At 65.8% G+C, this 26,339-nt stretch carries 24 protein-coding genes; 22 read left to right on the forward strand and 2 right to left on the reverse strand.

From position 1 onward, the window contains the following. The first annotated feature begins 8 nt into the window (after nt 1-8). Genes QFZ47_RS22020 through QFZ47_RS22080 form a run of 13 tightly spaced genes read left to right on the forward strand, consistent with a single transcriptional unit; the run spans nt 9 to nt 13,205 of the window. The gene (locus QFZ47_RS22020) at nt 9-566 is read left to right on the forward strand and encodes an NADH-quinone oxidoreductase subunit NuoE family protein (RefSeq protein WP_307657651.1); all 558 of its coding nucleotides are present in this window, start codon (nt 9-11) and stop codon (nt 564-566) included. Beyond that, a complete protein-coding gene (gene nuoF, locus QFZ47_RS22025; protein WP_307657652.1) occupies nt 566-1,906 on the forward strand; it encodes an NADH-quinone oxidoreductase subunit NuoF in 1,341 nt (446 codons plus the stop codon). Before QFZ47_RS22020 ends, nuoF begins: the two co-directional genes overlap by 1 nt. Nucleotides 1,907-1,926: 20 nt before the next feature. Then, nucleotides 1,927-4,089: an NADH-quinone oxidoreductase subunit NuoG gene (gene nuoG / locus QFZ47_RS22030; protein WP_307657653.1), complete on the forward strand. Its 2,163-nt coding sequence runs from the start codon at nt 1,927-1,929 to the stop codon at nt 4,087-4,089. After that, complete coding sequence (gene nuoH / locus QFZ47_RS22035; protein WP_307657654.1) at nt 4,086-5,162, forward strand: NADH-quinone oxidoreductase subunit NuoH; 1,077 nt, start codon at nt 4,086-4,088, stop codon at nt 5,160-5,162. The genes nuoG and nuoH overlap by 4 nt, the downstream gene beginning before the upstream one ends. A 17-nt stretch (nt 5,163-5,179) precedes the next feature. Next, nucleotides 5,180-5,725: an NADH-quinone oxidoreductase subunit NuoI gene (gene nuoI, locus QFZ47_RS22040; RefSeq protein WP_012748599.1), complete on the forward strand. Its 546-nt coding sequence runs from the start codon at nt 5,180-5,182 to the stop codon at nt 5,723-5,725. Nucleotides 5,726-5,762: 37 nt separating this feature from the next. Continuing rightward, complete coding sequence (locus tag QFZ47_RS22045; protein ID WP_307657655.1) at nt 5,763-6,428, forward strand: NADH-quinone oxidoreductase subunit J; 666 nt, start codon at nt 5,763-5,765, stop codon at nt 6,426-6,428. Continuing rightward, nucleotides 6,425-6,733, forward strand: a complete 309-nt coding sequence (gene nuoK, locus QFZ47_RS22050; protein ID WP_012748597.1) for an NADH-quinone oxidoreductase subunit NuoK — start codon at nt 6,425-6,427, stop codon at nt 6,731-6,733. Before QFZ47_RS22045 ends, nuoK begins: the two co-directional genes overlap by 4 nt. 7 nt (nt 6,734-6,740) lie before the next feature. After that, nucleotides 6,741-8,774, forward strand: a complete 2,034-nt coding sequence (gene nuoL, locus QFZ47_RS22055) for an NADH-quinone oxidoreductase subunit L (RefSeq protein WP_307657656.1) — start codon at nt 6,741-6,743, stop codon at nt 8,772-8,774. A gap of 24 nt (nt 8,775-8,798) precedes the next feature. After that, entirely contained in the window at nt 8,799-10,280 is a 1,482-nt protein-coding gene (locus QFZ47_RS22060) for an NADH-quinone oxidoreductase subunit M (RefSeq protein ID WP_307657657.1), read from the forward strand. Nucleotides 10,281-10,304: 24 nt separating this feature from the next. Continuing rightward, entirely contained in the window at nt 10,305-11,792 is a 1,488-nt protein-coding gene (gene nuoN / locus QFZ47_RS22065; RefSeq protein ID WP_307657658.1) for an NADH-quinone oxidoreductase subunit NuoN, read from the forward strand. A gap of 15 nt (nt 11,793-11,807) precedes the next feature. After that, entirely contained in the window at nt 11,808-12,116 is a 309-nt protein-coding gene (locus QFZ47_RS22070; RefSeq protein ID WP_307657659.1) for a DUF2818 family protein, read from the forward strand. Further along, complete coding sequence (locus QFZ47_RS22075) at nt 12,113-12,730, forward strand: NUDIX domain-containing protein (protein ID WP_307657660.1); 618 nt, start codon at nt 12,113-12,115, stop codon at nt 12,728-12,730. The genes QFZ47_RS22070 and QFZ47_RS22075 overlap by 4 nt, the downstream gene beginning before the upstream one ends. 7 nt (nt 12,731-12,737) lie before the next feature. Beyond that, entirely contained in the window at nt 12,738-13,205 is a 468-nt protein-coding gene (locus QFZ47_RS22080; protein WP_307657661.1) for a DUF1178 family protein, read from the forward strand. A gap of 12 nt (nt 13,206-13,217) precedes the next feature. Here QFZ47_RS22080 and QFZ47_RS22085 read toward each other — a convergent pair whose 3' ends face one another. Next, nucleotides 13,218-15,002, reverse strand: coding sequence for an ABC transporter transmembrane domain-containing protein (locus tag QFZ47_RS22085; protein ID WP_307657662.1), 1,785 nt, complete (start codon nt 15,000-15,002; stop codon nt 13,218-13,220). Between the two features lie 76 nt (nt 15,003-15,078). Here QFZ47_RS22085 and QFZ47_RS22090 point away from each other — a divergent pair, with 76 nt between their 5' ends. The 4 genes from QFZ47_RS22090 to QFZ47_RS22105 are packed head-to-tail and all read left to right on the forward strand — an operon-like array spanning nt 15,079 to nt 20,050. Further along, nucleotides 15,079-15,615, forward strand: coding sequence for a MarR family winged helix-turn-helix transcriptional regulator (locus QFZ47_RS22090; RefSeq protein ID WP_307657663.1), 537 nt, complete (start codon nt 15,079-15,081; stop codon nt 15,613-15,615). Beyond that, nucleotides 15,608-17,086: an efflux transporter outer membrane subunit gene (locus QFZ47_RS22095; RefSeq protein WP_307657664.1), complete on the forward strand. Its 1,479-nt coding sequence runs from the start codon at nt 15,608-15,610 to the stop codon at nt 17,084-17,086. Before QFZ47_RS22090 ends, QFZ47_RS22095 begins: the two co-directional genes overlap by 8 nt. A gap of 33 nt (nt 17,087-17,119) precedes the next feature. Beyond that, nucleotides 17,120-18,457, forward strand: coding sequence for an HlyD family secretion protein (locus QFZ47_RS22100; protein WP_307657665.1), 1,338 nt, complete (start codon nt 17,120-17,122; stop codon nt 18,455-18,457). A 30-nt stretch (nt 18,458-18,487) separates the two neighbouring features. Further along, nucleotides 18,488-20,050 (forward strand): DHA2 family efflux MFS transporter permease subunit, encoded by a 1,563-nt coding sequence (locus tag QFZ47_RS22105; RefSeq protein WP_307657666.1) that lies wholly within the window; start codon nt 18,488-18,490, stop codon nt 20,048-20,050. 117 nt (nt 20,051-20,167) lie between these two features. Here QFZ47_RS22105 and QFZ47_RS22110 read toward each other — a convergent pair whose 3' ends face one another. After that, on the reverse strand, nt 20,168-21,367 hold the full coding sequence (locus QFZ47_RS22110) for an AGE family epimerase/isomerase (protein ID WP_307657667.1): 1,200 nt from the start codon (nt 21,365-21,367) through the stop codon (nt 20,168-20,170). 217 nt (nt 21,368-21,584) lie between these two features. Between QFZ47_RS22110 and QFZ47_RS22115 the strand changes: the two genes are divergently transcribed. From QFZ47_RS22115 to QFZ47_RS22135, 5 genes are all read left to right on the forward strand, one after another. Continuing rightward, nucleotides 21,585-22,355, forward strand: coding sequence for an ABC transporter ATP-binding protein (locus QFZ47_RS22115; RefSeq protein WP_307657668.1), 771 nt, complete (start codon nt 21,585-21,587; stop codon nt 22,353-22,355). Between the two features lies 1 nt (nt 22,356). Beyond that, nucleotides 22,357-23,064 carry an ABC transporter ATP-binding protein gene (locus QFZ47_RS22120; protein ID WP_307657669.1) on the forward strand — a complete coding sequence of 236 codons (708 nt, stop codon included), beginning with the start codon at nt 22,357-22,359 and terminating at the stop codon, nt 23,062-23,064. Between the two features lie 59 nt (nt 23,065-23,123). Then, a complete protein-coding gene (locus QFZ47_RS22125) occupies nt 23,124-24,320 on the forward strand; it encodes an ABC transporter substrate-binding protein (RefSeq protein WP_307657670.1) in 1,197 nt (398 codons plus the stop codon). 103 nt (nt 24,321-24,423) lie between these two features. Beyond that, complete coding sequence (locus QFZ47_RS22130) at nt 24,424-25,299, forward strand: branched-chain amino acid ABC transporter permease (protein WP_307657671.1); 876 nt, start codon at nt 24,424-24,426, stop codon at nt 25,297-25,299. 5 nt (nt 25,300-25,304) lie between these two features. Next, nucleotides 25,305-26,291, forward strand: coding sequence for a branched-chain amino acid ABC transporter permease (locus QFZ47_RS22135; RefSeq protein WP_307657672.1), 987 nt, complete (start codon nt 25,305-25,307; stop codon nt 26,289-26,291). The last annotated feature ends 48 nt before the right edge of the window (nt 26,292-26,339 follow it).

Raw genomic sequence — 26,339 nt, forward strand, 5'->3', positions numbered from 1 at the left:
AAGAGCGAATGACGACTTCCTCGACCCACCATGACACGGCGCCCTCGGCGCCTTCTGCTCCTCTGAAGCCTGCGATTCTCGAGCGCTTTGCGCGCGAGGTCGCCAAGTACCCCGAAGCGGGCAAGCAGTCGGCCGTGATGGCCTGCCTGGCGATCGTCCAGCAGGACGAAGGCTTCATCAGCATGCAGCGCGAGCGCGAGATCGCCGAGTACCTCGGCATGGCGCCCATCGCCGTGCACGAGGTGACGACCTTCTACAACATGTACAACCAGCATCCGGTGGGCAAGTTCAAGCTCAACGTGTGCACCAACCTGCCGTGCCAGCTGCGCGACGGCGTCACCGCGCTGGTCCACCTCGAGAAGAAGCTGGGCATCAAGATGGGCGAGACCACGGCCGACGGCCTGTTCACGCTGCAGCAGAGCGAATGCCTGGGCGCCTGCGCCGATTCGCCTGTGATGCTGGTCAACGACCGCACCATGTGCAGCTTCATGAGCAACGAGAAGCTCGACCAGCTCATCGACGGGCTGCGCTCGTCCACCGGCACCGCCAAAGGGGAGGCCGCATGATGTCGCCCGAACAAGTGCTCCAGCAATTCCAGGCCACGGGCGTCCAGACCTGTTTCCATGGCCGCCACATCGAGCCGCAGATCTATGCCGGCCTCGACGGCACCAACTGGCGCCTGGCCGACTACGAGGCGCGCGGCGGCTACAAGGCGCTGCGCAAGATCCTCACCGAAGGTCTCACGCCCGACCAGGTGATCGCCGAAGTCAAGGCCTCGGGCCTGCGCGGCCGCGGCGGCGCGGGCTTCCCCACGGGCCTGAAGTGGAGCTTCATGCCGCGCCAGTTTCCGGGCCAGAAGTACCTCGTCTGCAATTCGGACGAAGGCGAGCCGGGCACGTGCAAGGACCGCGACATCCTGCAGTTCAACCCGCACATCGTGATCGAAGGCATGGCCATCGCCGCGTATGCAATGGGCATCAGCGTGGGCTACAACTACATCCACGGCGAGATCTTCCAGAGCTACGACCGCTTCGAGGAAGCCCTCGAAGAAGCACGCGCCGCCGGCTACCTCGGCGACAAGATCATGGGCAGCACGTACAACTTCCAGTTGCACGCGGCCCACGGCTTCGGCGCCTACATCTGCGGCGAGGAAACCGCGCTGCTCGAATCGCTCGAAGGCAAGAAGGGCCAGCCGCGCTTCAAGCCGCCGTTCCCGGCGAGCTTCGGCCTCTACGGCAAGCCCACCACCATCAACAACACCGAGACCTTCGCGGCGGTGCCCTGGATCATCAACAACGGCGGTCCGGCGTATCTCGAATGCGGCAAGCCGAACAACGGCGGCACCAAGATCTACTCGGTGAGCGGCGACGTCGAGCTGCCCGGCAACTACGAAGTGCCCATGGGCACGCCGTTCTCCAGGCTGCTCGAGCTGTGCGGCGGTGTCCGCAAGGGCCGCACGCTCAAGGCGGTGATCCCCGGTGGATCGTCGTCGCCGGTGCTGCCCGCTTCCATCATGATGGAATGCACGATGGACTACGACTCCATCGCCAAGGCCGGCTCCATGCTGGGCTCGGGCGCCGTCATCGTCATGGATGACAGCCGTTCGATGGTCGAGTCGCTGCGGCGCCTCTCGTACTTCTACATGCACGAGTCCTGCGGCCAGTGCACGCCGTGCCGCGAAGGCACGGGCTGGCTCTACCGCGTGGTGGACCGCATCCACAACGGACAGGGCAAGGCGTCGGACATGGACCTGCTCAACTCCGTGGCAGACAACATCCAGGGCCGCACGATCTGCGCGCTCGGCGACGCGGCGGCCATGCCGGTGCGCGCCATGATCAAGCACTTCCGTCGCGAGTTCGAGGCCCTGATTCCGGGTTACGTCCCGAAAGCGCCCGTCCAAGCCTGAGCGCGAGAAGAAACATACTCATGATCGAAATCGAACTCGACGGCAAGAAGGTCGAAGTGACCGAAGGCAGCATGGTGATGCATGCGGCCGACAAGGCGGGCACGTACATCCCGCACTTCTGCTATCACAAGAAGCTCAGCATCGCGGCCAACTGCCGCATGTGCCTGGTCGACGTGGAAAAGGCGCCCAAGCCGATGCCGGCCTGCGCCACGCCCGTCACGCAGGGCATGATCGTCCGCACCAAGAGCGAAAAGGCCATCAAGGCCCAGCAGTCCGTCATGGAATTCCTGCTGATCAACCACCCGCTCGATTGCCCGATCTGCGATCAGGGCGGCGAGTGCCAGCTGCAGGACCTGGCCGTGGGCTACGGCGGTTCTTCTTCGCGCTACGAAGAAGAAAAGCGCGTCGTCTTCCACAAGGACGTCGGCCCGCTGATCAGCATGGAAGAAATGAGCCGCTGCATCCATTGCACGCGCTGCGTCCGCTTCGGCCAGGAAGTGGCCGGCGTGATGGAGCTCGGCATGACCCAGCGCGGCGAGCACTCCGAAATCGAAACCTTCCTCGGCGATTCGGTCGACTCCGAACTGTCGGGCAACATGATCGACATCTGCCCGGTCGGCGCGCTCACGAGCAAGCCCTTCCGCTACAGCGCCCGCACCTGGGAGCTGTCGCGCCGCAAGTCGGTGAGCCCGCACGATTCCACCGGCGCCAACCTGATCGTCCAGGTCAAGAACAACCGCGTGATGCGCGTGGTGCCGCTCGAGAACGAAGAAGTCAACGAGTGCTGGATCGCCGACCGCGACCGCTTCTCGTACGAAGCCCTCCACGGCCCGGAACGCCTCACGCAGCCCATGCTCAAGCAGGGCGGCCAGTGGCGGCAGGTCGACTGGCAGACCGCGCTCGAATACGTGGCCAATGGCCTCAAGCAGATCAAGGCCGACCACGGCGCGCAGAGCATCGGCACGCTCGCGAGCCCGCACAGCACGCTCGAAGAACTGCAGTTGGCCGCCATGCTCACGCGTGAGCTCGGCAGCGACAACATCGACTACCGCCTGCGCAACGCCGAATTCACGGCCTTCGAAGGCGTGCGCTGGCTCGGCACCTCGATTGCATCGCTCACGCAGCTGCAGCGCGCACTGATCATTGGTTCGAACCTGCGCAAGGACCACCCGCTGTTCGCGCAGCGCATCCGCCAGGCCGTGCGCAAGGGCGCCGCGCTGTCGGTGATCACCTCGGCCAGCCTGATGGCCGACCGCGATGCATGGGCCATCAGCGTGGCGCAATCGTCCATCGTCGAAGCCGATCAGTGGGTCGAGGCACTGGCTGCCGTCGCTGCCGCCATCGGCCAGACCAACGGTGCAGCCGCGCCGCTGGCACCGAAGAACGAACCCGATGCCGCCGCCCAAGCCATCGCAGCCTCGCTGCTGAGCGGCGAGCGCAAGGCCATCCTGCTCGGCAATGCCGCCGCCCACCACGCGCAAGCCGGCAGCCTGCTGGCCCTCGCGAACTGGATCGGCGCGCAGACCGGCGCGACCGTCGGCTACCTGACCGAAGCCGCCAATACCGTGGGCGCGCAGCTCGTCGGCGCGTTCCCGAAGAACGGCGGCCTCGATGCCGGCCGCATGCTGGCTGCGGGCTCGGGCCTCAAGGCCGTGCTGCTGCTCAATACCGAACCGGTGTTCGACTCGGCCGCGGGCGCCGCAGCCGCCGATGTCATCGGCAATGCGCAGATGGTCGTCACGCTGAGCCCCTTCAAGGCCAACCTCGAATTCAGCGACGTGCTGCTGCCCATTGCGCCGTTCACCGAAACGCCGGGCACTTTCGTCAATGCCGAAGGCCGCATGCAAGGTTTCCATGCCGTCGTGAAGCCGCAGGGCGAGGCGCGTCCGGCCTGGAAGGTGCTGCGCGTGCTGGCCAACCTGCTGGGCCTGCCGGGCTTCGCGTTCGAATCGACCGCCGACGTGCTGCGCACCATCGGCGACAACGGTGCCGTGCCGGCCAATGCCCTGAGCAATGCCACCGCCGCGAAGGCTGTTGCTTCCACTGGCGCCGTTGCCGCGCCCGTGGTCGCAAGCATCTATCAACTCGACTCGATCGTGCGCCGCGCTCCGTCGCTGCAACTCACCGCCGATGCGCGCAACGCGCCGGCAGCACCGGCCCGTGCCGAGGAGGCATTGGCATGATCGACGCAGTGCATGCATACGGCCAGGGGCTGGTCCACGCGGGCTGGTGGACGGCCGCGGCCTGGCCGGTGATCTGGACGCTGATCAAGATCATGGTGGTCGTGCTTCCGCTGATGGGGGCCGTGGCCTACCTCACGCTGTGGGAGCGCAAGGCGATCGGCTTCACGCAGATCCGCATCGGCCCGAACCGCATCGGACCGCTGGGGCTGCTGCAGCCCATTGCCGACGCGCTCAAGCTGATGACCAAGGAAATCATTCTTCCGACGGTCGCCAACAAGGGCCTGTTCCTGCTGGGCCCGATCATGACCATCATGCCGGCGCTCGTCGCATGGGTCGTGATTCCCTTTGGTCCCGACGTGGCGCTGGCCAACATCAATGCCGGCCTGCTGTTCGTGATGGCCATCACCTCGCTCGAGGTCTACGGCGTGATCATCGCGGGCTGGGCGTCCAACTCCAAGTACGCCTTCCTGGGCGCGCTGCGCGCCTCGGCGCAGATGGTGAGCTACGAAATCGCGATGGGCTTCTGCTTCGTCGTGGTGCTGATGGTGTCGGCCAGCCTGAACATGACCGACATCGTGACAGGGCAGGGCAAGGGTACCTTCGCATCGATGGGCATCGGGTTCCTGTCGTGGAACTGGCTGTCGCTGCTGCCGATCTTCGTCGTCTACTTCATCTCGGGCCTGGCAGAAACCAACCGCCACCCGTTCGACGTGGTCGAAGGCGAGTCCGAAATCGTTGCGGGCCACATGATCGAGTACTCGGGCATGAGCTTCGCAATGTTCTTCCTGGCCGAGTACGCCAACATGTGGCTGGTCTCGATCCTGTGCGTCGTGCTGTTCCTCGGCGGATGGCTGCCGCCGTTCGAGTTCCTGAGCTTCATTCCGGGCTGGATCTGGCTCGGTGCCAAGACCTTCTGCGTGGTCACCATGTTCCTGTGGGTCCGCTCGACGTTCCCGCGCTTCCGCTATGACCAGATCATGCGGCTCGGCTGGAAGATCTTCATTCCGGTCACGCTCGTGTGGCTGGTGGTGGTCGGTGCGTGGATGCAGACCCCGTTCAATATCTGGAAATAACTGGAAGCGCCAACATCATGACTGCTGCGCATACCGCCGGCGCGCTCGCGCGCCCTTCCAAGCTTGCGTCCGCGCCGTTCTCGCTCAAGGACTTCCTGGGCAGCTTCATGCTGTTCGAGCTGTTCAAGGGCCTGGCCATCACCGGCAAGTACGCCTTCGCCCGCAAGATCACGGTGCAGTTCCCCGAAGAGAAGACGCCGCTCTCGCCGCGCTTTCGCGGCCTGCACGCGCTGCGCCGTTATGAGAACGGCGAAGAGCGCTGCATCGCCTGCAAGCTCTGCGAAGCCGTGTGCCCCGCGCTGGCCATCACCATCGAATCCGATGTGCGCGACGACGGCTCGCGCCGCACCACGCGCTACGACATCGACCTGACCAAGTGCATCTTCTGCGGCTTCTGCGAAGAGAGCTGCCCGGTCGACTCGATCGTCGAGACCCACATCTTCGAATACCACGGCGAAAAGCGCGGCGACCTGTACTTCACCAAGGACATGCTGCTGGCCGTGGGCGACCGCTACGAAAAAGAAATTGCAGCGAACAAGGCGGCCGACGCCAAGTACCGCTGAGCCAGCCCGGCCCGAACCCCGTACCCATTCGAATTCCATGGACGTCAAGACCGGTCTGTTCTATCTGTTTGCCGTGGTGCTGCTGTTCGCAGCCTTCCGCGTCATCACCGCCCGCAATCCCGTGTACGCCGCGCTGTACCTGGTGCTGGCCTTCTTCCAGGCTTCGGCGATCTGGCTCTTGCTGCGCGCCGAGTTCCTGGCGATCGCGCTCGTGCTCGTCTACGTCGGGGCAGTGATGGTGCTGTTCCTGTTCGTCGTGATGATGCTGGACATCAACGTCGACGGGCTGCGGGAGGGTTTCTGGAAGCACTTTCCGCTGGCAGCCGGCGTGGGTGCGCTCATCGCGCTCGAAATGGCCGCTGTGCTGATGGGCGGCTTCCGCCTGGCGGAAGCGCCGCGCGGCACGGGTGCCATGGCAGCCAACAGTTCGAACACGCTCGAACTCGGCAAGCTGCTGTATTCCGAGTACCTGTATCCCCTCGAAATCGCGGCCGTCATCCTGCTGGTGGCGATCGTGGCCGCCATTGCGCTGACGCTGCGCACCCGCAAGGACAGCAAGTACGTCAACCCGTCCGACCAGGTGCGCGTGAAGGCCCGGGACCGCGTGCGCATCGTGCAGATGCCGGTCACGCGCGCCGCCGAGCCCGTGGTGCAAGCACCCGCAGATGCAGATGCAGCAGCGGCAAAGGAAAACAAGGCATGACGCTCACGCTCGGACACTTTCTATCGCTCGGCGCCATGCTTTTTGCGCTGTCGGTGATCGGCATCTTCCTGAACCGCAAGAACCTCATCGTGCTGCTGATGGCCATCGAACTGATGCTGCTCGCGGTGAACATGAACTTCGTGGCGTTCTCGTACTACCTGGGCGACATGCACGGCCAGATCTTCGTGTTCTTCATCCTGACGGTGGCTGCGGCCGAGTCGGCCATCGGTCTCGCGCTGCTGGTCCTGTTGTTCCGCAACAAATCCAACATCAACGTGGACGAACTCAACTCACTCAAGGGTTGAAAGCAGTATGAGCGCAACCCTTTCCGCATCCACCCTGCTGGCCGTGCCGCTGGCACCCCTGGTCGGCGCCGTCGTCGCCGGCCTGTTCGGCACCAAGTTCGGCGGCAATCACATCGGCCGCAAAGTCACGCATTCGCTGACCATCCTCGGCGTGCTGGTCGCCTTCATCATCTCGGCCATGACGCTCAAGAGCGTGGTGGCCGACGGTGCCCGCTTCAACGCCACCCTCTACGAATGGATGGTGGTGGGCGGCCTGAAGATGGAAATCGGCTTCCTGGTCGACGGCCTCACGGCCATGATGATGTGCGTGGTGAGCTTCGTCTCGCTGATGGTGCACATCTACACCATCGGCTACATGGAAGAAGACGAGGGCTACAACCGCTTCTTCGCCTACATCTCGCTCTTCACCTTCTCGATGCTGATGCTCGTCATGAGCAACAACATGCTCCAGCTGTTCTTCGGCTGGGAGGCGGTGGGCCTGGTGTCGTACCTGCTGATCGGCTTCTGGTTCAACCGGCCGACCGCGATCTTCGCGAACATGAAGGCCTTCCTGGTCAACCGCGTGGGCGACTTCGGCTTCATCCTCGGCATCGGCCTGATCGCCGCCTACGCCGGCACGCTGAACTACGGCGAAGCCTTCGCCAAGGCCAATACGCTGGCCGGCATCACCTTCCCGGGCACCGAGTGGATGCTGATCACCGTGATCTGCATCTGCCTGTTCATCGGCGCGATGGGCAAGAGCGCGCAGTTCCCGCTGCACGTGTGGCTGCCCGACTCAATGGAAGGCCCGACACCCATCTCCGCGCTGATCCACGCGGCAACGATGGTCACAGCCGGCATCTTCATGGTGGCGCGCATGTCGCCGCTGTTCGAGCTCAGCGACACGGCGCTGTCGTTCATCCTGGTGATCGGTGCCATCACGGCGCTGTTCATGGGCTTCCTGGGCATCATCCAGAACGACATCAAGCGCGTGGTCGCGTACTCGACGCTCTCGCAGCTGGGCTACATGACGGTGGCGCTCGGCGCCTCGGCCTATTCGGTCGCGGTGTTCCACCTGATGACGCACGCGTTCTTCAAGGCGCTGCTGTTCCTTGGCGCGGGTTCGGTGATCATCGGCATGCACCACAACCAGGACATCCGCTGGATGGGCGGCGTGCGCAAGTACATGCCGATCACCTGGATCACTTCGCTCGTGGGTTCGCTCGCGCTGATCGGCACGCCGTTCTTCGCCGGCTTCTACTCGAAGGACAGCATCATCGAAGCGGTGCACGAGAGCCACCTGTGGGGCGCGCAGTTCGCCTACTACGCGGTGCTGGCCGGCGTGTTCGTCACGGCGTTCTATTCGTTCCGCATGTACTTCCTGGTGTTCCACGGCAAGGAGCGCTACGACCAGAATCCCGACGCGCACCACCATGCGTCGGACGAGGAGCCCGACCATGGCCACCACGCCGACCACGCCAAGCCGCACGAATCGCCTTGGGTGGTGTGGCTGCCGCTGGTGCTGCTGGCGATTCCGTCCGTGGTGATCGGCTTCATGACAATCGAGCCGATGCTCTTCGGCGAGTTCTTCAAGGGCGCCATCGCGGTCGACGCGAACAAGCACCATGCCATGAAGGAACTCGAGGAAGCCTTCCACGGCCCCGTGGCCATGGCGATCCACGGCCTGCAGGCTGCGCCGTTCTGGCTGGCGCTGGCAGGGGTGGTGCTCTCGTTCTACATGTACATGGTGAATCCCGCGCTGCCGGCCGCCATCAAGCGCGCCTTCGGCCCGGTCTACCGCCTGCTCGAGAACAAGTACTACCTCGACTGGTTCAACGAGAACATCGTCGCCCGCGGTACGCGTGCCTTCGGCACGGGCCTCTGGAAGGGCGGCGACCAGGCGCTGATCGACGGCGCTCTGGTCAACGGCTCCTGGAAGGTCGTCGGCCGCATCTCGGGTGCGGTGCGCTGGCTGCAGTCGGGCTACATCTATCACTACGCCTTCGCGATGCTGCTCGGGATCTTCATCCTGATGACGTACTTCGTCTGGTTCAAGCGCTGAGCCAAGCGCCGGAGAAAAATAAAAATGGGTTTGTTGAGCCTTGCCATCTGGGTGCCGATCGCATTCGGTGTCGCGTTGCTGGCGTTCGGCCGTGACGAGCATGCCAGGGGCGTGCGCTGGGTCGCGCTGGTCGGCGCGATCGTGAGCTTCCTGGTGACCGTGCCGCTTTACACGGGCTTTCAGAACGGCACCGCCGCGATGCAGTTCGTCGAAAAGGGCAGCTGGATCGCGCGCTTCAATGTCAACTACCACGTCGGCATTGACGGCCTGTCGCTCTGGCTGGTGCTGCTGACCTCGTTCACCACCGTGGTGGTCGTGATCTCGGCCTGGGAAGTGATCACCGAGCGCGTCAACCAGTACATGGCCGCGTTCCTGATTCTTTCGGGCTTCATGATCGGCGTGTTCGCCGCGCTCGACGGCATCCTGTTCTACGTGTTCTTCGAGGCCACGCTGATCCCGATGTACCTGATCATCGGCATCTGGGGCGGCCCGAACAAGATCTACGCGGCGTTCAAGTTCTTCATCTACACCCTGCTCGGCTCGCTGTTGATGCTGGTGGCGCTGATCTACCTGTACAACAAGTCGGGCGGCAGCTTCGACATCCTGAGCTGGCACAAGCTGCCGCTGGGTTCGACGGCACAGACCTTCCTGTTCTTCGCGTTCTTTGCCGCCTTTGCCGTCAAGGTGCCGATGTGGCCGGTCCACACCTGGCTGCCGGACGTGCACGTCGAGGCGCCGACCGGCGGCTCGGCCGTGCTGGCCGCGATCATGCTGAAGCTCGGAGCCTACGGCTTCCTGCGCTTCTCGATGCCGATCGCGCCCGACGCCTCGCACGAATGGGCCTGGCTCATGATCGCGCTGTCGCTGATCGCGGTGATCTACGTCGGCCTGGTGGCACTGGTGCAGGAAGACATGAAGAAGCTCGTGGCTTACTCGTCGGTCGCCCACATGGGCTTCGTGACGCTGGGCTTCTTCATCTTCAACGAGCTGGGCGTGTCCGGCGGCATCGTGCAGATGATTGCGCACGGCTTCGTCTCGGGCGCGATGTTCCTCGGCATCGGCGTGCTGTACGACCGCGTGCATTCGCGCCAGATCGCCGACTACGGTGGCGTGGTCAACACCATGCCCAAGTTCGCCGCGTTCGCGCTGCTGTTCGCCATGGCCAATTGCGGCCTGCCGGGCACCGCCGGTTTCGTGGGCGAGTGGATGGTCATCCTGGGTGCGGTCAAGGCCAACTTCTGGATCGGCATGGGGGCGGCCACCGCGCTGATCTTCGGCGCGGCCTACACCCTCTGGATGTACAAGCGCGTGTACCTCGGCCCGGTCGGCAACGACCACGTCAAGGAACTCGCCGACATCAATGCCCGCGAGTTCCTGATGCTGTCGCTGCTGGCCATTGCCGTGCTGTGGATGGGCATCCATCCGAAGCCGTTCACCGACGTGATGGACGCTTCCGTGACGGAGCTCCTGCGCCATGTGGCAACGTCGAAACTGCCCTTGCCCTGATTCCACGCTGAAGAAGAGAACGAGATGATTGACAAACTCAGCTGGGTCGCGATCTACCCCGAAATCGTGCTGCTGGTCATGGCCTGCATCATTGCGCTGGTCGACCTGTCGACCACCGACGCCCGCCGCACGCGCACCTACATCCTGACGCTGCTCACGCTGGCCATGGTGGCCGTGCTGACCGGCATTGCCGCCAACGATGGCAAGACGGTCTACGGCTTCGGCGGCATGGTCGTGAGCGACCCCATGGGCAACTGGCTCAAGTGCTTTGCCACGGTGGCCCTGATGGTCACGCTGGTCTACGGCCGGCCCTATGCGGCGGACCGCGAGATGCTGCGCGGCGGCGAGATGTTCACCATCAGCATGTTCGCGCTGCTGGGCATGTTCGTGATGATCTCGGGCAGCAACTTCCTGCTGATCTACCTGGGGCTCGAACTGCTCACGCTGTCGAGCTATGCGCTGGTGGCGCTGCGCCGCGACAACGCGGTGGCCAGCGAGGCGGCCATGAAGTACTTCGTGCTCGGCGCCATGGCCAGCGGCTTCCTGCTTTACGGCCTGTCGATGCTGTACGGCGCGACCGGCTCGCTCGACACCAATGAAGTGTTCAAGATCATTGCCAGCGGCAAGGTGAACCACCAGGTGCTGGTGTTCGGCCTCGTGTTCATCGTGGCGGGCCTGGCCTTCAAGGTGGGGGCGGCGCCTTTCCACATGTGGGTGCCCGACGTGTACCAGGGCGCTCCGACGGCGGTCACGCTGCTGATCGGCGCGGCGCCCGAACTGGCCGCCTTTGCCATCATCATCCGCCTGCTGGTGGAAGGGCTGCTGCCGCTGGCCATCGACTGGCAGCAGATGCTGGCGCTGCTGGCCATCGCCTCGCTGCTGGTGGGCAACCTGGCCGCCATCGCACAGACCAACCTCAAGCGCATGCTGGCCTACTCGACCATTGCGCAGATGGGCTTCATGCTGCTCGGCCTGGTGGCGGGCGTGGTCAACGGCAACACCTACAACGCACAGTTCGCCTACAGCGCCTCGATGTTCTACATCGTGACCTATGTGCTGACCACGCTGGCGAGCTTCGGCATCATCCTGCTGCTGGCGCGCGAGGGCTTCGAAAGCGAAGAGATCACGGACCTGGCCGGCCTGAACCAGCGCAGCCCGCTGTACGCCGGCGTGATGGCCATCGCGATGTTCTCGCTCGCGGGCCTGCCGCCGCTGGTCGGGTTCTACGCCAAGCTGGCGGTGCTGCAGGCGCTGATCGCGTCGGGGCAGGCGCTCTACATCGGGCTGGCGGTGTTCGCGGTGATCACGTCGCTGATCGGCGCGTTCTACTATCTGCGCGTGGTCAAGGTCATGTACTTCGACGCTCCCGTCACGGCCAGTACCGTGTCGGCGCCGCGCGACGTGCGCACCGTGCTGTCGATCAACGGCTTGCTGATTCTCGTGCTGGGCATTGTTCCCGGCGGCCTCATGACGCTCTGCGCCAAGGCCATCGTGGCCACGCTGGCGAACTGACCGCGGCGCGCCACGGTGTCGCAAACCGCATCGGTCTGGGTCGTTCTTGCGGTGGCGCTGCTGGCGGCCAACCTGCCGTTTTTCAACGACCGGCTGTTCGGCGTCGTGCCGCTGGCCACGCGTCCCAAGCCACTGCCCGTGCGGCTGGCCGAACTGGTGGTGCTGTATTTCGCCGCGGGCGGCGTGGGTTTGCTGTTCGAAAGCCGGGCAGGGCAGATCGCTCCGCAGGGCTGGGAGTTCTATGCGGTGACCGGCGCGCTTTTCATCGTGCTGGCCTTTCCAGGGTTTACCTGGCGCTACCTCATGAAGCACAGGCACGGATGACCGACATGACTTCTTCTCCCATCGCCGATTCGCACCTGAAGGAAGAACGCACGGCCAGCGAGGTTCTGGTCAAGGGCAATTTTCTCCAGGTCTGCCGCGACACCGTGCGCCTGCCCGACGGCCACAGCGCCACGCGCGAGTACGTGATCCACCCGGGCGCGGTGGTGGTGATTCCGCTGCTCGACGACGGCCGCGTGGTGCTGGAGCGCCAGTACCGCTATCCGGTCGGGCATGTGATGGTCGAATTTCCGGCCGGCAAGCTCGACGCGGGCGAAGACCCGCTGGTCTGCGGCCAGCGTGAACTGCTCGAGGAAACCGGCTACACCGCGCGCGAATGGGCGTATGCCGGCGCCATGCACCTGGCCGTGGCGTATTCCACCGAGATCATCCACATCTACTTTGCGCGCGGCCTCTCGCTCGGCACGCGCCAGCTCGACCACGGCGAGTTTCTCGACGTGTTCACGGCCACGCCGGCAGAAGTTGCGCTCTGGTGCCGCGACGGCACGCTCACCGACGCCAAGTCGCTCACTTGCACGCTCTGGCTGCAGAACGTCCTTTCGGGCGCGTGGGCACTCGACTGGCAAGCCACCGCTTCACAAGGCGGCGCGGGATAATCCGCGCATGAAGGTTCTCGATCTACGCTGCTCGCATGGCCACGGCTTCGAAGGCTGGTTTGCGTCCAATGAAGCCTTCGAAACCCAGCTCGCTGCCGGACTGGTGGAATGTCCGGTGTGTGCCGACACGCGCATCGTCAAGCTGTTGAGCGCGCCGCGCCTGAACCTGGGCAACGCAAAGGCGCCGACGGAGACCGCTGCATCATCGTCTGCGGAGCCGGCCAAGGCCCAGCTGCCCGCCGAACTGTCGTCTCCGGAGGCACGCTGGATGCGCGCCGTGCGCGAGGTTCTCGCAAAGACCGAGGACGTGGGCGACCGTTTTGCCGACGAGGCGCGCCGGATGCACTACGGCGAAACCGAAGAGCGTGGGATCCGCGGCCAGGCGACCCGCGAGCAGACCGAAGCGCTGCTCGACGAGGGCATTCCGGTGCTGCCGCTGGCCATTCCCGCGGCGCTCAAGGAAACGCTGCAGTAACCGCCTGCCGATTCAAGCCGTGAACTGCAGTGCGGCCAGGCGGGCATAGACCCCGCCTTGCGCCACCAGCGTGGCATGCGTTCCCTGTTCGACGATGCCGCCGTGGTCCAGCACCACGATGCGGTCGGCCTTTTGCACAGTGGCCAGGCGGTGCGCGATCACGAGCGTGGTGCGGCCTTCCATGGCCGATTCGAGCGCCGCCTGCACCATGCGCTCGCTCTCCGCGTCGAGCGCGCTCGTGGCCTCGTCGAGCAGCAGCAGCGGCGGGTTCTTGAGAATGGCGCGTGCAATTGCGATGCGCTGGCGCTGTCCGCCCGACAGGCGCACCCCCCGCTCGCCCAGGAAGGTGTCGTAGCCCTCGGGCAGCGCCTGCAGGAAATCGTGCGCAAAGGCCGCGCGGGCGGCGGCATGCACTTCGTCGGCCGTCGCGTCGGGGCGGCCGTAGCGGATGTTCTCGAAAGCGCTGGCCGAGAAGATCACGGCGTCCTGCGGCACCAGGCCGATGCGGGTGCGCAGGTCGGGCAGCGCGAGCGAGGCCAGCGGGGTGCCGTCGAGCAGCAGTTGGCCTGATTGCGGATCGTAGTAGCGCAGCAGCAACTGGAACACCGTGCTCTTGCCCGCGCCGCTCGAACCCACCAGCGCCACTGTTTCGCCCGGAGCGATGTCGAGGCTGAAGTTCTTCAGCGCCGGTGTGCCGGGCCGCGAAGGGTAGTGAAAAGTCACGGCGTTGAACGTGATGGCACTTCCCGCCGCCGGAATCTGTGCCGCAATCGGGCTCGACGGGGAAACGATTGCCGCCGGCGCATGCAGCAGTTCCATCAGGCGCTCGGTGGCGCCCGCGGCCCGCAGCAGGTCGCCATAGACCTCGCCGAGCACGGCGGTCGCGCTGGCAAGGATGGCCACGTAGACCACGGTCTGGCCCAGGTGGCCGGCCGTGATGTCGCCGCGCAGCACCGCCTGCGTGCCCTGGTAGAGGCCCCAGAGCAGCGCCGCCGAGGTGGCGATGATGATGAAGGCCACCAGCACCGAACGTGCCTTGGTGCGGCGCACGGCGGTTCGAAAGGCGTTTTCGGTCGAGGCATTGAAGCGGCCGGCCTCGCGCGATTCGGCCGTGTAGCTCTGCACCACCGGGATCGCGTTGAGCACCTCGGCCGCGATGGCGCTCGAATCGGCCACCCGGTCCTGGCTCGCGCGAGAGAGCTTGCGCACGCGGCGGCCGAACCACATGCTCGGCAGCACCACCAGCACCAGGATGCCCAGCACCTGGACCATCACATAAGGATTGGTCCAGACCAGCACCGCCAGCGCGCCCACGCCCATGACCGCATTGCGCAGGCCCATGCTCAGCGACGAGCCGACCACGGTCTGTACCAGCGTGGTGTCGGCCGTGAGGCGTGACAGCACTTCGCCGGTCTGCGTGGTTTCGAAGAACGCCGGGCTCTGGCGCAGCACATGGCCGTAGACCGCGTTGCGCAGGTCGGCCGTGACGCGTTCGCCGAGCCAGCTCACCGTATAGAAGCGTGCCGCCGAAAAGAGGCCGAGCGCCACGGCCACCGCAAAGAGGGCGCCGAAGTGCTCGCGCAGCGCCATCGTCTGCGCGCCCTTGTCGGCGCTGACCAATCCGCCGTCGATCAGGCTGCGCAGCGCCAGCGGAAACACCAGCGTGGTGACGGCGGCCATCACCAGGAAGATGCCTGCCAGAACGATCTGGACACGGTAGGGCCGAAGAAAAGGGCTCAGGCCCGACAGCGATCGGGGCGAGCCCTTGGCCGGTGAAGACAGAGGGGAAGAAGCCATGGCGCGGATTCTACCGACCCTTGCCTCCGCAAAGGCGGCCTTGACAATAATTGCCCGGGCAATTAATATTTAGGCCATGAGCGATGCAGATACCCCGCAAGTCCCGACGGCCTCCGGCGATGCCGAGCGCCGGCCGGCGGACTTCTACCGTGCCGAGACCTACCAGGCCGAGGAAAGCATCGGGTATTTGATGCGCCGCATCCTGGGTGCGGTGGCCCAGGCGGTAGAAACCCGCATGTGCGAGCCCGGCGGTCCGACCTTTCCTCAATGGCTGCCGCTGTACAAGCTGCACGTCGGCGCAGCCACCACGGTGGCCGAACTCGCCCGTGCCTGCGAGCTCGACGCCGGTGCCATGACGCGCCTGCTCGACCGCCTCGAAGCCAAGGGCCTGTGCCGCCGCGTGCGCTCGCTCGAAGACCGCCGCGTGGTCAACATCGAGCTCACCGAAGAAGGCCGTGCCGCCGCCCAGGAAGTGCCGTACGTGCTGAGCCGCGTGCAGAACGAGCACCTGGCGGGTTTCAGCAAGGAAGAGTGGGAGCAACTCAAGGGCTACCTGCGCCGCATCCTCGACAACGCACAAGCCCTTGCGGCCCGTGGAGATAAAAATGACTGAATCCCTTGCCGCGCGCGCATTGCGCCGCACCCCCATTGTTGCCGCCGTGCTGCTGATGGCTGCACTGGCCGGCTGTGCCGACATGGCCGGCATCGGCTCAGAGGCCAGGCTGCGCGATGCCTCGTCGCTCGGCATTGCCGCGGACAGCAGCGCTGCCGCCGTGCCGAGCGTCGAGCGCCAATGGTGGCTGGCCTTTGGCGACGCGCAACTCAACACGTTGATCGACCAGGCCGTGGCCGGCAACCCGAACCTGCAGGTCGCGCGTGCGCGGCTCGTGCGCGCGCAGGCTTCCGCGGACATCGCCGAGTCGGCCCTGAAGCCCAAGGTCAATGGCGAGCTCGACCTGAAACGCCAGAAGTTCAACAGCAACTACATCTATCCCGAGCCGCTCGGCGGCTCCACGCAGAACATCGGCCTGCTGCAGCTTGGCGCGAGCTGGGAGCTCGACTTCTTCGGCAAGAACCGCAGCGCGCTCGATACCGCCATTGGCGCGGCCAACGCTGCCGCGGCCGATGCCGATGCCGCGCGCGTGCTGCTGGCCAGCAATGTGGCGCGCAGCTACTTCCAGTGGGCGCGGCTGAATGAGCAGCTCGGCGTGGCCCAGCGCACGCTGGCGCAGCGCGACGAAACGCTCAAGCTGGTGCGCGACCGGGTGTCCGCTGGCCTCGACACCCGGCTGGAGCTGCGGCAGAGCGAAGGCGGCCTGCCTGAAGCGCGCCAGCAGATCGAAGCACTCAACGAACAGATCGCGCTGCAGCAGCACGCGCTCGACGCGCTCGTGGGCCAGCCCAATGTGTCGCAATCGCTCAAGCCGCCGATGCTGGAGGCCGTGAAGCCGATGGCGCTTGAGGCCAACATTCCGGCCGACCTGCTGGGCCGCCGCGCCGACATCGCCGCCGCGCGCTGGCGCGTCGAGGCCGCCACCAGCGACGTGAAAAACGCCAAAACGCTTTTCTATCCGAACGTGAACCTCACGGCCTTCGCGGGCTTTCAGAGCCTGGGTTTCGGCAAGCTGCTCAAGTCGGGCAGCGAGCAGTGGGGCGTGGGCCCTGCCATCAGCCTGCCGATCTTCGAAGGCGGCAAGCTGCGCGCCAACCTGCGCGGCAAGTCGGCGGACCTCGACGTGGCCATCGAAAGCTACAACGCTGCCGTCATCGATGCCGTGCGCGATGCGTCCGACCAGGTCGCGAGCGCCCAGTCGATCACGCGGCAGCAGGCCGAGCAGCGCGCCGCGCAGACCGCCGCCGAAGGGGCCTACGACATCGCCGTGCAGCGCTACCGCGCGGGCCTGGGCAACTACCTCAACGTGCTGACTGCCGAAACCGCCGTGCTCGCGCAGCGCCGGCTGGCGGTCGACCTTGCCGCGCGCGCACTCGACACGCAGGTGGGCCTGGCGCGCGCGCTCGGCGGCGGCTGGCAGCCGCCGGCAACCGCCACCGCCACGGCGCCCGCTTCATCGGCACTGAACTGAACCGACTTTTTCTTCTTCGGAAAGAACTTCATCATGAGCGACAACAACACTCCGACGCCCGCTGCACCGGCAGCCTTCGCCGCAACCGAAGCACCCGCCGGCAACGGCAAGCGCCGCCGCGCACTGATCGCGCTGGCGGCCGTGGTGATCGTGGCCGGCGGCGGCTGGGGCCTCTACGAATGGCTGGTGGCCAGCCACTATGAGGACACCGACAACGCCTATGTGCAGGGCAACGTGATCCAGATCACGCCGCAGATCGGCGGCACCGTCATGGCCATCAACGCCGACGACACCGACTTCGTGAAGGCCGGCCAGCCGCTGGTGCAGCTGGACCCCGCCGATGCGAAGGTGGCGCTCGAGCAGGCCGAGGCCGCGCTCGCCCAGGCCGTGCGCCAGGTGCGCACGCTCTATGCCAACAACGGTTCGCTGGCCGCGCAGGTCACGCTGCGCCAGGCCGACATCGTCAAGGCGCAGAGCGATATCGCCAAGGCGCAGGACGACCTGCAGCGCCGCCGCGCGCTCTCGGGCAATGGCGCGGTCTCGAAGGAAGAGCTCAACCACGCCGAGACGGCACTCGACAATGCCAAGAGCCAGCTCGCGGCGGCGCAGGCCGGCGTGGTGGCCGCGCGCGAAGCACTGGCCAGCAACCAGTCGCTGACCGAAGGCACCAGCGTGGCCCAGCACCCGAGCGTGCAGGCCGCCGCCGCCAAGGTGCGCGAGGCCTACCTGGCCACGCAGCGCGTCGCCATGCCGGCGCCGGTCGACGGCTATGTCGCTAAGCGCACGGTGCAGCTCGGCCAGCGCGTGGCAGCCGGCACGCCGATGATGTCGATCGTGCCGCTGAACCAGCTGTGGGTCGACGCCAACTTCAAGGAAGTGCAGCTGCGCAACATCCGCATCGACCAGCCCGTGAAGCTCAGGGCCGACGTCTACGGCAAGAAGGTGGAATACACCGGCAAGGTCGCGGGCCTGGGCGTGGGCACCGGCAGCGCCTTTGCGCTGCTGCCGGCGCAGAACGCCACCGGCAACTGGATCAAGGTGGTGCAGCGCGTGCCCGTGCGCATTGCGCTCGATGCCGAGCAGCTCAAGGCCAACCCGCTGCGCATCGGCCTCTCGATGGACGCCCAGATCGACATCTCGCAGAAGACCGGCAAGATGCTGGCCGACGCGCCGCGCGCCACCGCCATTTCGCAGACGCAGGTCTACAGCAAGCTCGACCACGGCGCCGATGCAGAGGTCGACCGCATCGTGGCCGCGAATCTCGGCCGCGGCGCGCCTGCGGCTGCCGCCGCGCCGGCCGCGGGCCGCCCCGCCACGCCGGCCGCCGCCGGCACCGCGGCACAGGTTGCTTCGCAGTCCCATCCCGGCTGATCGCCGCTCACGGTTTCCGAGGCAAAGCCAATGGCCACTGCTGCTCCCGCTTACGTTGCGCATCCGCCGCTCGAGGGCGCCGCCCGCGTCTGGGGCACTGTTGCGCTGTCGGCCGCCACCTTCATGAACGTGCTCGACTCGTCGATCGCGAACGTGTCGCTGCCGGCCATTTCAGGCGACCTGGGCGTGAGCACCACGCAAGGCACCTGGGTCATCACCAGCTTCGCGGTGGCCAACGCCATCGCGGTGCCGCTCACGGGCTTCATGACACAGCGCTTCGGACAGGTGCGGCTCTTCATGGCCAGCGTGATCCTGTTCATGATCGCCTCGCTGCTGTGCGGCCTGGCGCCGAACATGACCACGCTCATCCTGTTCCGCGCGCTGCAGGGCTTCGTCGCGGGGCCGATGATTCCGCTGTCGCAGACGCTCTTGCTGTCGAGCTATCCGCGCGCCAAGGCGGGCCTCGCGATGGCGATGTGGTCGATGACCACGCTGGTCGCGCCGGTGATGGGGCCGCTCCTGGGCGGCTGGATCACCGACAACATCTCGTGGCCGTGGATCTTCTACATCAACATCCCGGTCGGCATCGTGGCCGCCGCGATCACCTGGACGCTCTACCGCAAGCGCGAGAGCAGCACGCACAAGGTGCCGATCGACGCCATCGGCCTGGCGCTTCTGGTGCTGTGGGTCGGCTCGATGCAGCTCATGCTCGACAAGGGCAAGGAACTCGACTGGTTCCACTCGCCCGAGATCATCACGATGGCGGTGATCGCCGTGGTCGGCTTCGCGTTCTTCCTGATCTGGGAGCTGACCGACAAGCATCCGGTGGTCGACCTGTCGCTCTTCAAGCGCCGCAACTTCTGGTCGGGTGCCGTGGCCACGGCCGTGGCCTACGGCCTGTTCTTCGGCAACGTGGTGCTGCTGCCGCTGTGGCTGCAGCAGTGGATGGGCTACACCGCCACGCAGGCGGGCATGATCATGGCGCCGGTGGGGCTGCTGGCGATCTTCTTCTCGCCGGTGGTCGGGCTCACGGTGGCCAAGATCGACCCCAGGCGCTACGCCACGTTCTCGTTCCTGGTGTTCGCGCTGGTGCTGTGGATGCGCTCGAACTTCAACACGCAGGCCGACTTCGTGACGATCATCATCCCGACGGTCATCCAGGGCATTGCGATGGCGTTCTTCTTCATTCCCCTCGTGACCATCACGCTCTCGGGCCTCACGCCCGACCGCATACCGGCCGCGTCGGGGCTGTCGAACTTCCTGCGCATCACCGCGGGCGCCATGGGTACGTCGATCACCACCACGCTGTGGGAGAACCGCGCGGCGCTGCACCACTCGCAGCTCGCCGAATCGGTGACCCAGGGCAACAACGCGGCGACCAGCGCGATGTCAGGGCTGGCAAGCAGCGGCTTGAGCACCGAGCAGGTGCTGGGGCAGATCAACCGCATCGTCGACCAGCAGTCCTTCATGCTGGCCACCAACGACATCTTCTATGCGTCGGCGATCCTGTTCCTGCTGCTGATTCCGCTGGTGTGGCTGGCCAAGCCGCAGCGCGGTGGTGCGGGCGGCGACGCGGCAGCCGGGGCACACTAAGCTCTCCCCCAGGCTACGCGCACTTCGTGTCGCTTCTCCTTCCCCCTCACCGGGGGCAACACCAGCGGCCCGGCAGAGCCGGTTCCGCGGTGTTTCACGAAGGGCCCGCGTTCTTCTTCAATCGCCGAGTGCCCGCAAGACGTCGTAGCACGCGCCCATGGTGTGATAGTCGGTCTTGCCGGCCGGGCTCTTTTCGTCGCTGATCTTGCGGTTGTCAGGCGTGAGGATGCGGTACCACGCGCCATGGCGGTGGTCGACGAAGTGCTCCCAGCTGTAGGCCCAGAGGCGGTCGTACCAGTTCCAGTAGGCGGCATCGCCGGTGTGCACCGCCAGCAGGGCCGCGGCGGCCAAACTCTCGGCCTGCACCCAGAAGTACTTGTCGCCATCGCACACCGCGCCGTCGGGGCCGAATCCATAGACGAGGCCGCCGTTGCCGGCGTCCCAGCCTCGAAGCATGGCGGTGTCGAAGAAGTGCCTGGCGCGCGGCACGGCCCAGCCTGCTTCGCGGCCCGCGGCGACGAGCGCTCGCTCCAGCTGCAGCAGCAGCTTGGCCCATTCGGTGAGATGGCCGGTCTGGAAGCCCCAGGGCCGGAAGATGTTGCTCTTGTCGCCGCGGTTGTAGTCCCAGTCGACCGACCAGTCCTCGCGGTAGTGCTCCCAGACCAGCCCGCCGGCCAGCGCGGCCTGCCGCCCGGTGACCGACTCTGCAAGCGCGAGCGCGCGATCGAGGTAGCGCGCGTCCTGCGTGGCCTCGAAGGCGGCAAGCATCGCCTCGCAGGCATGCATGTTGGCGTTCTGGCCCCGATAAGCACCCACATGCCAATCGGTGGTGGCTTCGTCGGCATAGAGCGCATGCTGCGGCTCCCAGAAACGCCGTTCCATCAATTGCCAGGTGTCTTCGAGCCCCACGCGCGCCTCCTCGATGCCGGCCATGAGCGCATGCGCATGCGCGAGCAGCACGAAGGCCAGGCCGTAGCAATGCTGCGTACCGTCCTGCACGGTGGCGCGGCCGTCGTGCCAGTCGATCTGCCATGCGTAGCCGCCGCCCGGCTGCACATGCGCGTGCTGCACGAAAGCCAGGCCGTGGCGCGCACCGTCGAGGTGCTTCGGATCGCCGAAGCGCCGATACGCCATCGCATGGTTGAAGACGAAGCGCGTGCTGCTGACGAGGTGCCGCGTGCGCCGGTCGTACACCGTGCCGTCGTCCTTGAAGAAGTGGAAGAAGCCGCCGGACGGATCGCGGCAGACCGGCTCATAGAAGGCCAGCGTCTGCCGGATGTGGCCGGTCAGGAATTCGGGCGAGCGGAAGTTCGGCATGGAGGTAGGGGTTCGAACCGATGGGGCATTGTCATTGTGACGACAGTCGCACGCTGCGGTGAGCGGCCGCGGGCGGCAGGTTGCACTGCAGCATAGGCATTTGCCCCAGTATGCAAGCAGGAGGCGGCCACGAACAATCGGTCCGCGCTCGACAGTGGCGCAATGAGATGGACCGCATGACCGACAAATCTTTCCTGAACCCGGGCGACTTCGCGAGATGAGCGACGTCATCCTCGAAACACGCCAGCTCACCAAGGAATTCAAGGGGTTCACTGCGGTCAGCAAGGTCGATCTCTCGGTGGTGCGCGGCTCGATCCATGCGCTGATCGGCCCGAACGGTGCCGGCAAGACCACCTGCTTCAACCTGCTCACCAAGTTCCTCGAGCCCACCAGCGGCACGATCCTGTTCAACGGACAGGACATCACGGGCGAGCGGCCGGCGCAGATCGCGCGGCGCGGCATCATCCGCTCGTTCCAGATCTCGGCGGTGTTTCCGCACCTCACGCTGCTGGAGAACGTGCGCCTCGGGCTGCAGCGCGCGCTCGGCACCTCGTACCATTTCTGGAAGAGCGAGAAGACGCTCAAGCCGCTCGATGCGCGCGCCCGCGAACTGCTCGCCGAGGTCGGCCTGGCGCACGAGGCCGACGAACTCACGGTGAACCTGCCCTACGGCCACAAGCGCGCGCTCGAGATCGCCACCACGCTCGCGATGGACCCCGAGCTGATGCTGCTCGACGAACCCACGCAGGGCATGGGACATGAAGACGTGGCCCGCGTGGCCGAGCTCATCAAGCGCGTGTCGGCCGGACGCACCATCCTGATGGTCGAGCACAACATGAGCGTGGTCTCGACCATTGCCGACACCATCACGGTATTGCAGCGCGGCGCCGTGCTGGCCGAAGGGCCGTACGCCGAAGTCTCGAAGAATCCGCAGGTGATGGAGGCCTACATGGGCACCACGGACGGCCAACTGCAAGGGGCCCATTGACATGACCGCGGCCCTAGAAATCAAGGATCTCCACGCCTGGTACGGCGAATCGCATGTGCTGCACGGCGTCGACATGGTGGTGCAGCCCGGCGAGGTCGTCACCCTGCTCGGGCGCAACGGCGCCGGGCGCACGAGCACGCTGCGCGCCATCATGGGCCTGACCGGCTCGCGCAAGGGCAGCATCGAAGTCAACGGCGTGCAGACCATCGGCATGGCCACGCACCGCATCGCGCACCTGGGCATCGGCTATTGCCCGGAAGAGCGCGGCATCTTCGCCAGCCTCTCGGCCGAGGAAAACCTGCTGCTGCCGCCGGCGCTCAAGGGTGCGGGGCCGGGCATGTCGGTGGCCGAGATCTACGAGATGTTCCCGAACCTGGCCGAGCGCCGCCACAGCCCCGGCACGCGGCTGTCGGGCGGCGAGCAGCAGATGCTGGCGGTGGCGCGCATCCTGCGCACCGGCGCCAAGCTGCTGCTGCTCGACGAGATCTCCGAAGGCCTGGCGCCGGTGATCGTGCAGGCGCTCGCGCGGATGATCCACACCCTGCGCGGCAAGGGCTACACCATCGTGATGGTGGAGCAGAACTTCCGCTTCGCCGCGCCGCTGGCCGACCGCTTCTACGTGATGGAGCACGGCCGCATGGTCGAGGCCTTCGGCGCCAGGGAGCTCGAGGCCAAGATGCCCGTGCTCAGCGAGCTGCTGGGCGTCTAGCCGCGGCCGCGCCCACCGTTTTTCTTTCCGTTGACTCTCTCAACCATCCAGGAGACACCATGCAAACCAAGCTCAAAATCATTGCTCTCATGCTCGGGGCCGCGGGTCTTGCGAGCCATGCCGTGCAGGCGCAGGAGAAGGTCGTCATCGGCTACATCAGCGACCTGTCGGGCCTGTACGCCGACCTGGAAGGCAAGGGCGGCGCAACGGCCATCCAGATGGCCATCGACGACATGGGCGGCAAGGTGCTCGGCCAGCCGGTGGAAGTGCTGAGCGTGGACCACCAGAACAAGCCCGACATCGCCGCCTCCAAGGCGCGCGAATGGATCGACACTGCCGGCGCCACGATGATCTTCGCGGGCACCAATTCGGGCGTCGCGCTGGCCACCGCCAAGGTGGCGCAGGAAAAGAAGCGCGTGTTCTTCACCAATGGCGCGGCCACCTCGGCGCTGACCAACGCGCAGTGCAGCCCCTACACCGTGCACTACGCCTATGACACCGTCGCGCTGGCCAAGAGCACCGGCGGCGCGGTGGTCGACACTGGCGGCAAGAGCTGGTTCTTCCTGACGGCCGACTATGCCTTCGGCCACGCACTCGAGGGCGACACCGCCAAGGTCGTCAAGGCCAAGGGCGGCACGGTGGTGGGCACGGTGCGGGCACCGCTCAATGCGTCGGACTTCTCGTCCTTCCTGCTGCAGGCGCAGAACTCCAAGGCCCAGGTGCTGGGCCTGGCCAACGCCGGCGGCGACTTCATCAACTCGATGAAGGCATCGAAGGAATTCGGCATCGACAAGTCGATGAAGGTCGCGGGCCTCTTGGTGTTTCTCACCGACGTGAAGAGCCTGGGCCTGCCGGCCACGCAGGGCCTGCTGCACACCACCAGCTGGTACTGGGACGCCGACGACGAGTCGCGCAAGTGGGCCGCGCGCTACGAAGCCAAGACCAAGAACAAGCCGACCGACATCCAGGCCGCCGACTACTCGGCCACCATGGCCTACCTCAAGGCCGTGGAGGCGGTGAAGAGCACCGATGCCGACAAGGTCATGGCCTACCTCAAGAAGACGCCGATCAACGACTTCTACGCCAAGGGCGTGATCCGCGCCGACGGCCGCATGGTGCACGACATGCTGCTGGCGGAGGTCAAGAAGCCATCGGAATCCAAGGGCCCGTGGGACCTGCTGAAGATCGTCAAGAAGGTGCCGGGCGACCAGGTCTACACGACCAAGGAAGAAAGCACCTGCGCACTCTGGAAGTGAAGCTCGGCCTCCGGGCCGTGCGTGCTTCGTGCCGCTTCACCCAGCCGGGCGGGCGGCCCTTCCGAACTGACAAGAAACGCCATCTAAAACGCTTGCGCATCCAATGAATATCTCTATGCCTGCCCTGTTGAGCCAGCTCCTTCTGGGGCTAGTCAACGGGTCGTTCTACGCGATCCTGAGCCTGGGGCTGGCGGTGATCTTCGGGCTGCTCAACGTCATCAACTTTGCGCACGGCGCGCTGTTCATGATGGGGGCGGTGCTGTCGTGGATGGCGATGAACTACTTCAACGTCAACTACTGGGTCATGCTGGCGGTGGCGCCGCTGATCGTCGGCCTGTTCGGCGTGCTGATCGAGCGGCTGCTGCTGCGCTGGATCTACAAGCTCGACCACCTCTACGGCCTCTTGCTCACGCTGGGCCTCACGCTGCTGATCGAGGGCGGCTTCCGCTCGGTGTATGGCGTCTCCGGCCTGGCCTACAGCACGCCCGAGGCGCTGAGCGGCGGCACCAACCTGGGCTTCATGTTCCTGCCCAACTACCGCGCGTGGGTGGTGGTGGCCTCGCTGGTCGTGTGCTTTGCCACCTGGTATGCGATCGAGAAGACGCGGCTCGGCGCCTACCTGCGCGCCGGCACCGAGAACCCGCGGCTGGTGGAAGCCTTCGGCGTCAACGTGCCGCTGATGGTGACGCTGACCTACGGCTTCGGCGTGGCGCTGGCGGCCTTCGCCGGCGTGCTTGCGGCGCCGGTGATCCAGATCTCGCCGCTGATGGGGCAGAACCTGATCATCATCGTGTTCGCGGTGGTGGTGATCGGCGGCATGGGCTCGATCATGGGCGCCATCCTCACGGGCCTGGGGCTCGGCGTGGTCGAGGGGCTGACCAAGGTGTTCTATCCGGAGGCTTCGGCCACCGTGGTGTTCGTGATCATGGTCGTGGTGCTGCTGATCCGCCCCGCCGGCCTGTTCGGCAGCGAAAAATGAAGTCCATGAAGAAAATATCGCTCGTCGTCTACGCAGTGCTGCTGCTGGCACTGATCGCCGCACCCTTCATCGGCTTCTATCCCGTGTTCGTGATGAAGGTGCTGTGCTTCGCGCTCTTCGCCTGCGCCTTCAACCTGCTGCTGGGCTACACCGGCATGCTGTCCTTCGGCCATGCCGCGTTCCTGGGCGGCTCGGCCTACCTCACGGGCCACGCGCTCAAGGTCTGGCACCTCACGCCCGAGCTCGGCCTGATCGCGGGCACGCTGGCCGGCGCGCTGCTGGGGCTGGTGTTCGGCTGGCTGGCCATTCGCCGCCAGGGCATCTACTTCTCGATGATCACGCTGGCGCTGGCGCAGATGATGTACTTCGTCGTGCTGCAGGCGCCTTTCACCGGCGGCGAAGACGGGCTGCAGAGCGTGCCGCGCGGCAAGCTCTTCGGCCTCATCGACCTGCGCGACGACCTCACGATGTACTACGTCGCGCTGGTGATCGTGGTCGCGGCCTTCCTGCTCATTGCGCGCACCGTGCATTCGCCTTTCGGGCAGGTGCTCAAGGGCATCAAGGAGAACGAGCCGCGCGCCATCTCGCTCGGCTACGACGTCAACCGCTTCAAGCTGCTGGCCTTCGTGATCTCGGCCGCGCTGTCGGGCCTGGCCGGCTCGCTCAAGACGCTGGTGCTCGGCTTCGCTTCGCTCAGCGACGTGCACTGGACGGCATCGGGCCACGTGATCCTGATGACGCTGGTCGGCGGCCTCGGCACGCTGTCGGGCCCGCTGGTGGGCTCGGCGGTGGTGGTGCTGCTGGAGAACAAGGTGGGCGACTTCGGCACCTTCATGGCGCGCCTCACAGGTGTCGACTGGTTCAATACGCTGGGCGAGTCGGTCACCATGGTCACGGGCCTGATCTTCGTGATCTGCGTGCTTGCGTTCCGCAGGGGCATCATGGGCGAGGTCATCGCTTTCCTCGACCGCCGCCGAGGCAAGAAAGCCTGAAACGAAAGAAGGCGGATGCTGTCCGCCTTCTTCGCTTCTGGCGCAAGC

Source organism: Variovorax paradoxus (assembly GCF_030815975.1).
Taxonomy (GTDB): domain Bacteria; phylum Pseudomonadota; class Gammaproteobacteria; order Burkholderiales; family Burkholderiaceae_C; genus Variovorax; species Variovorax paradoxus_N.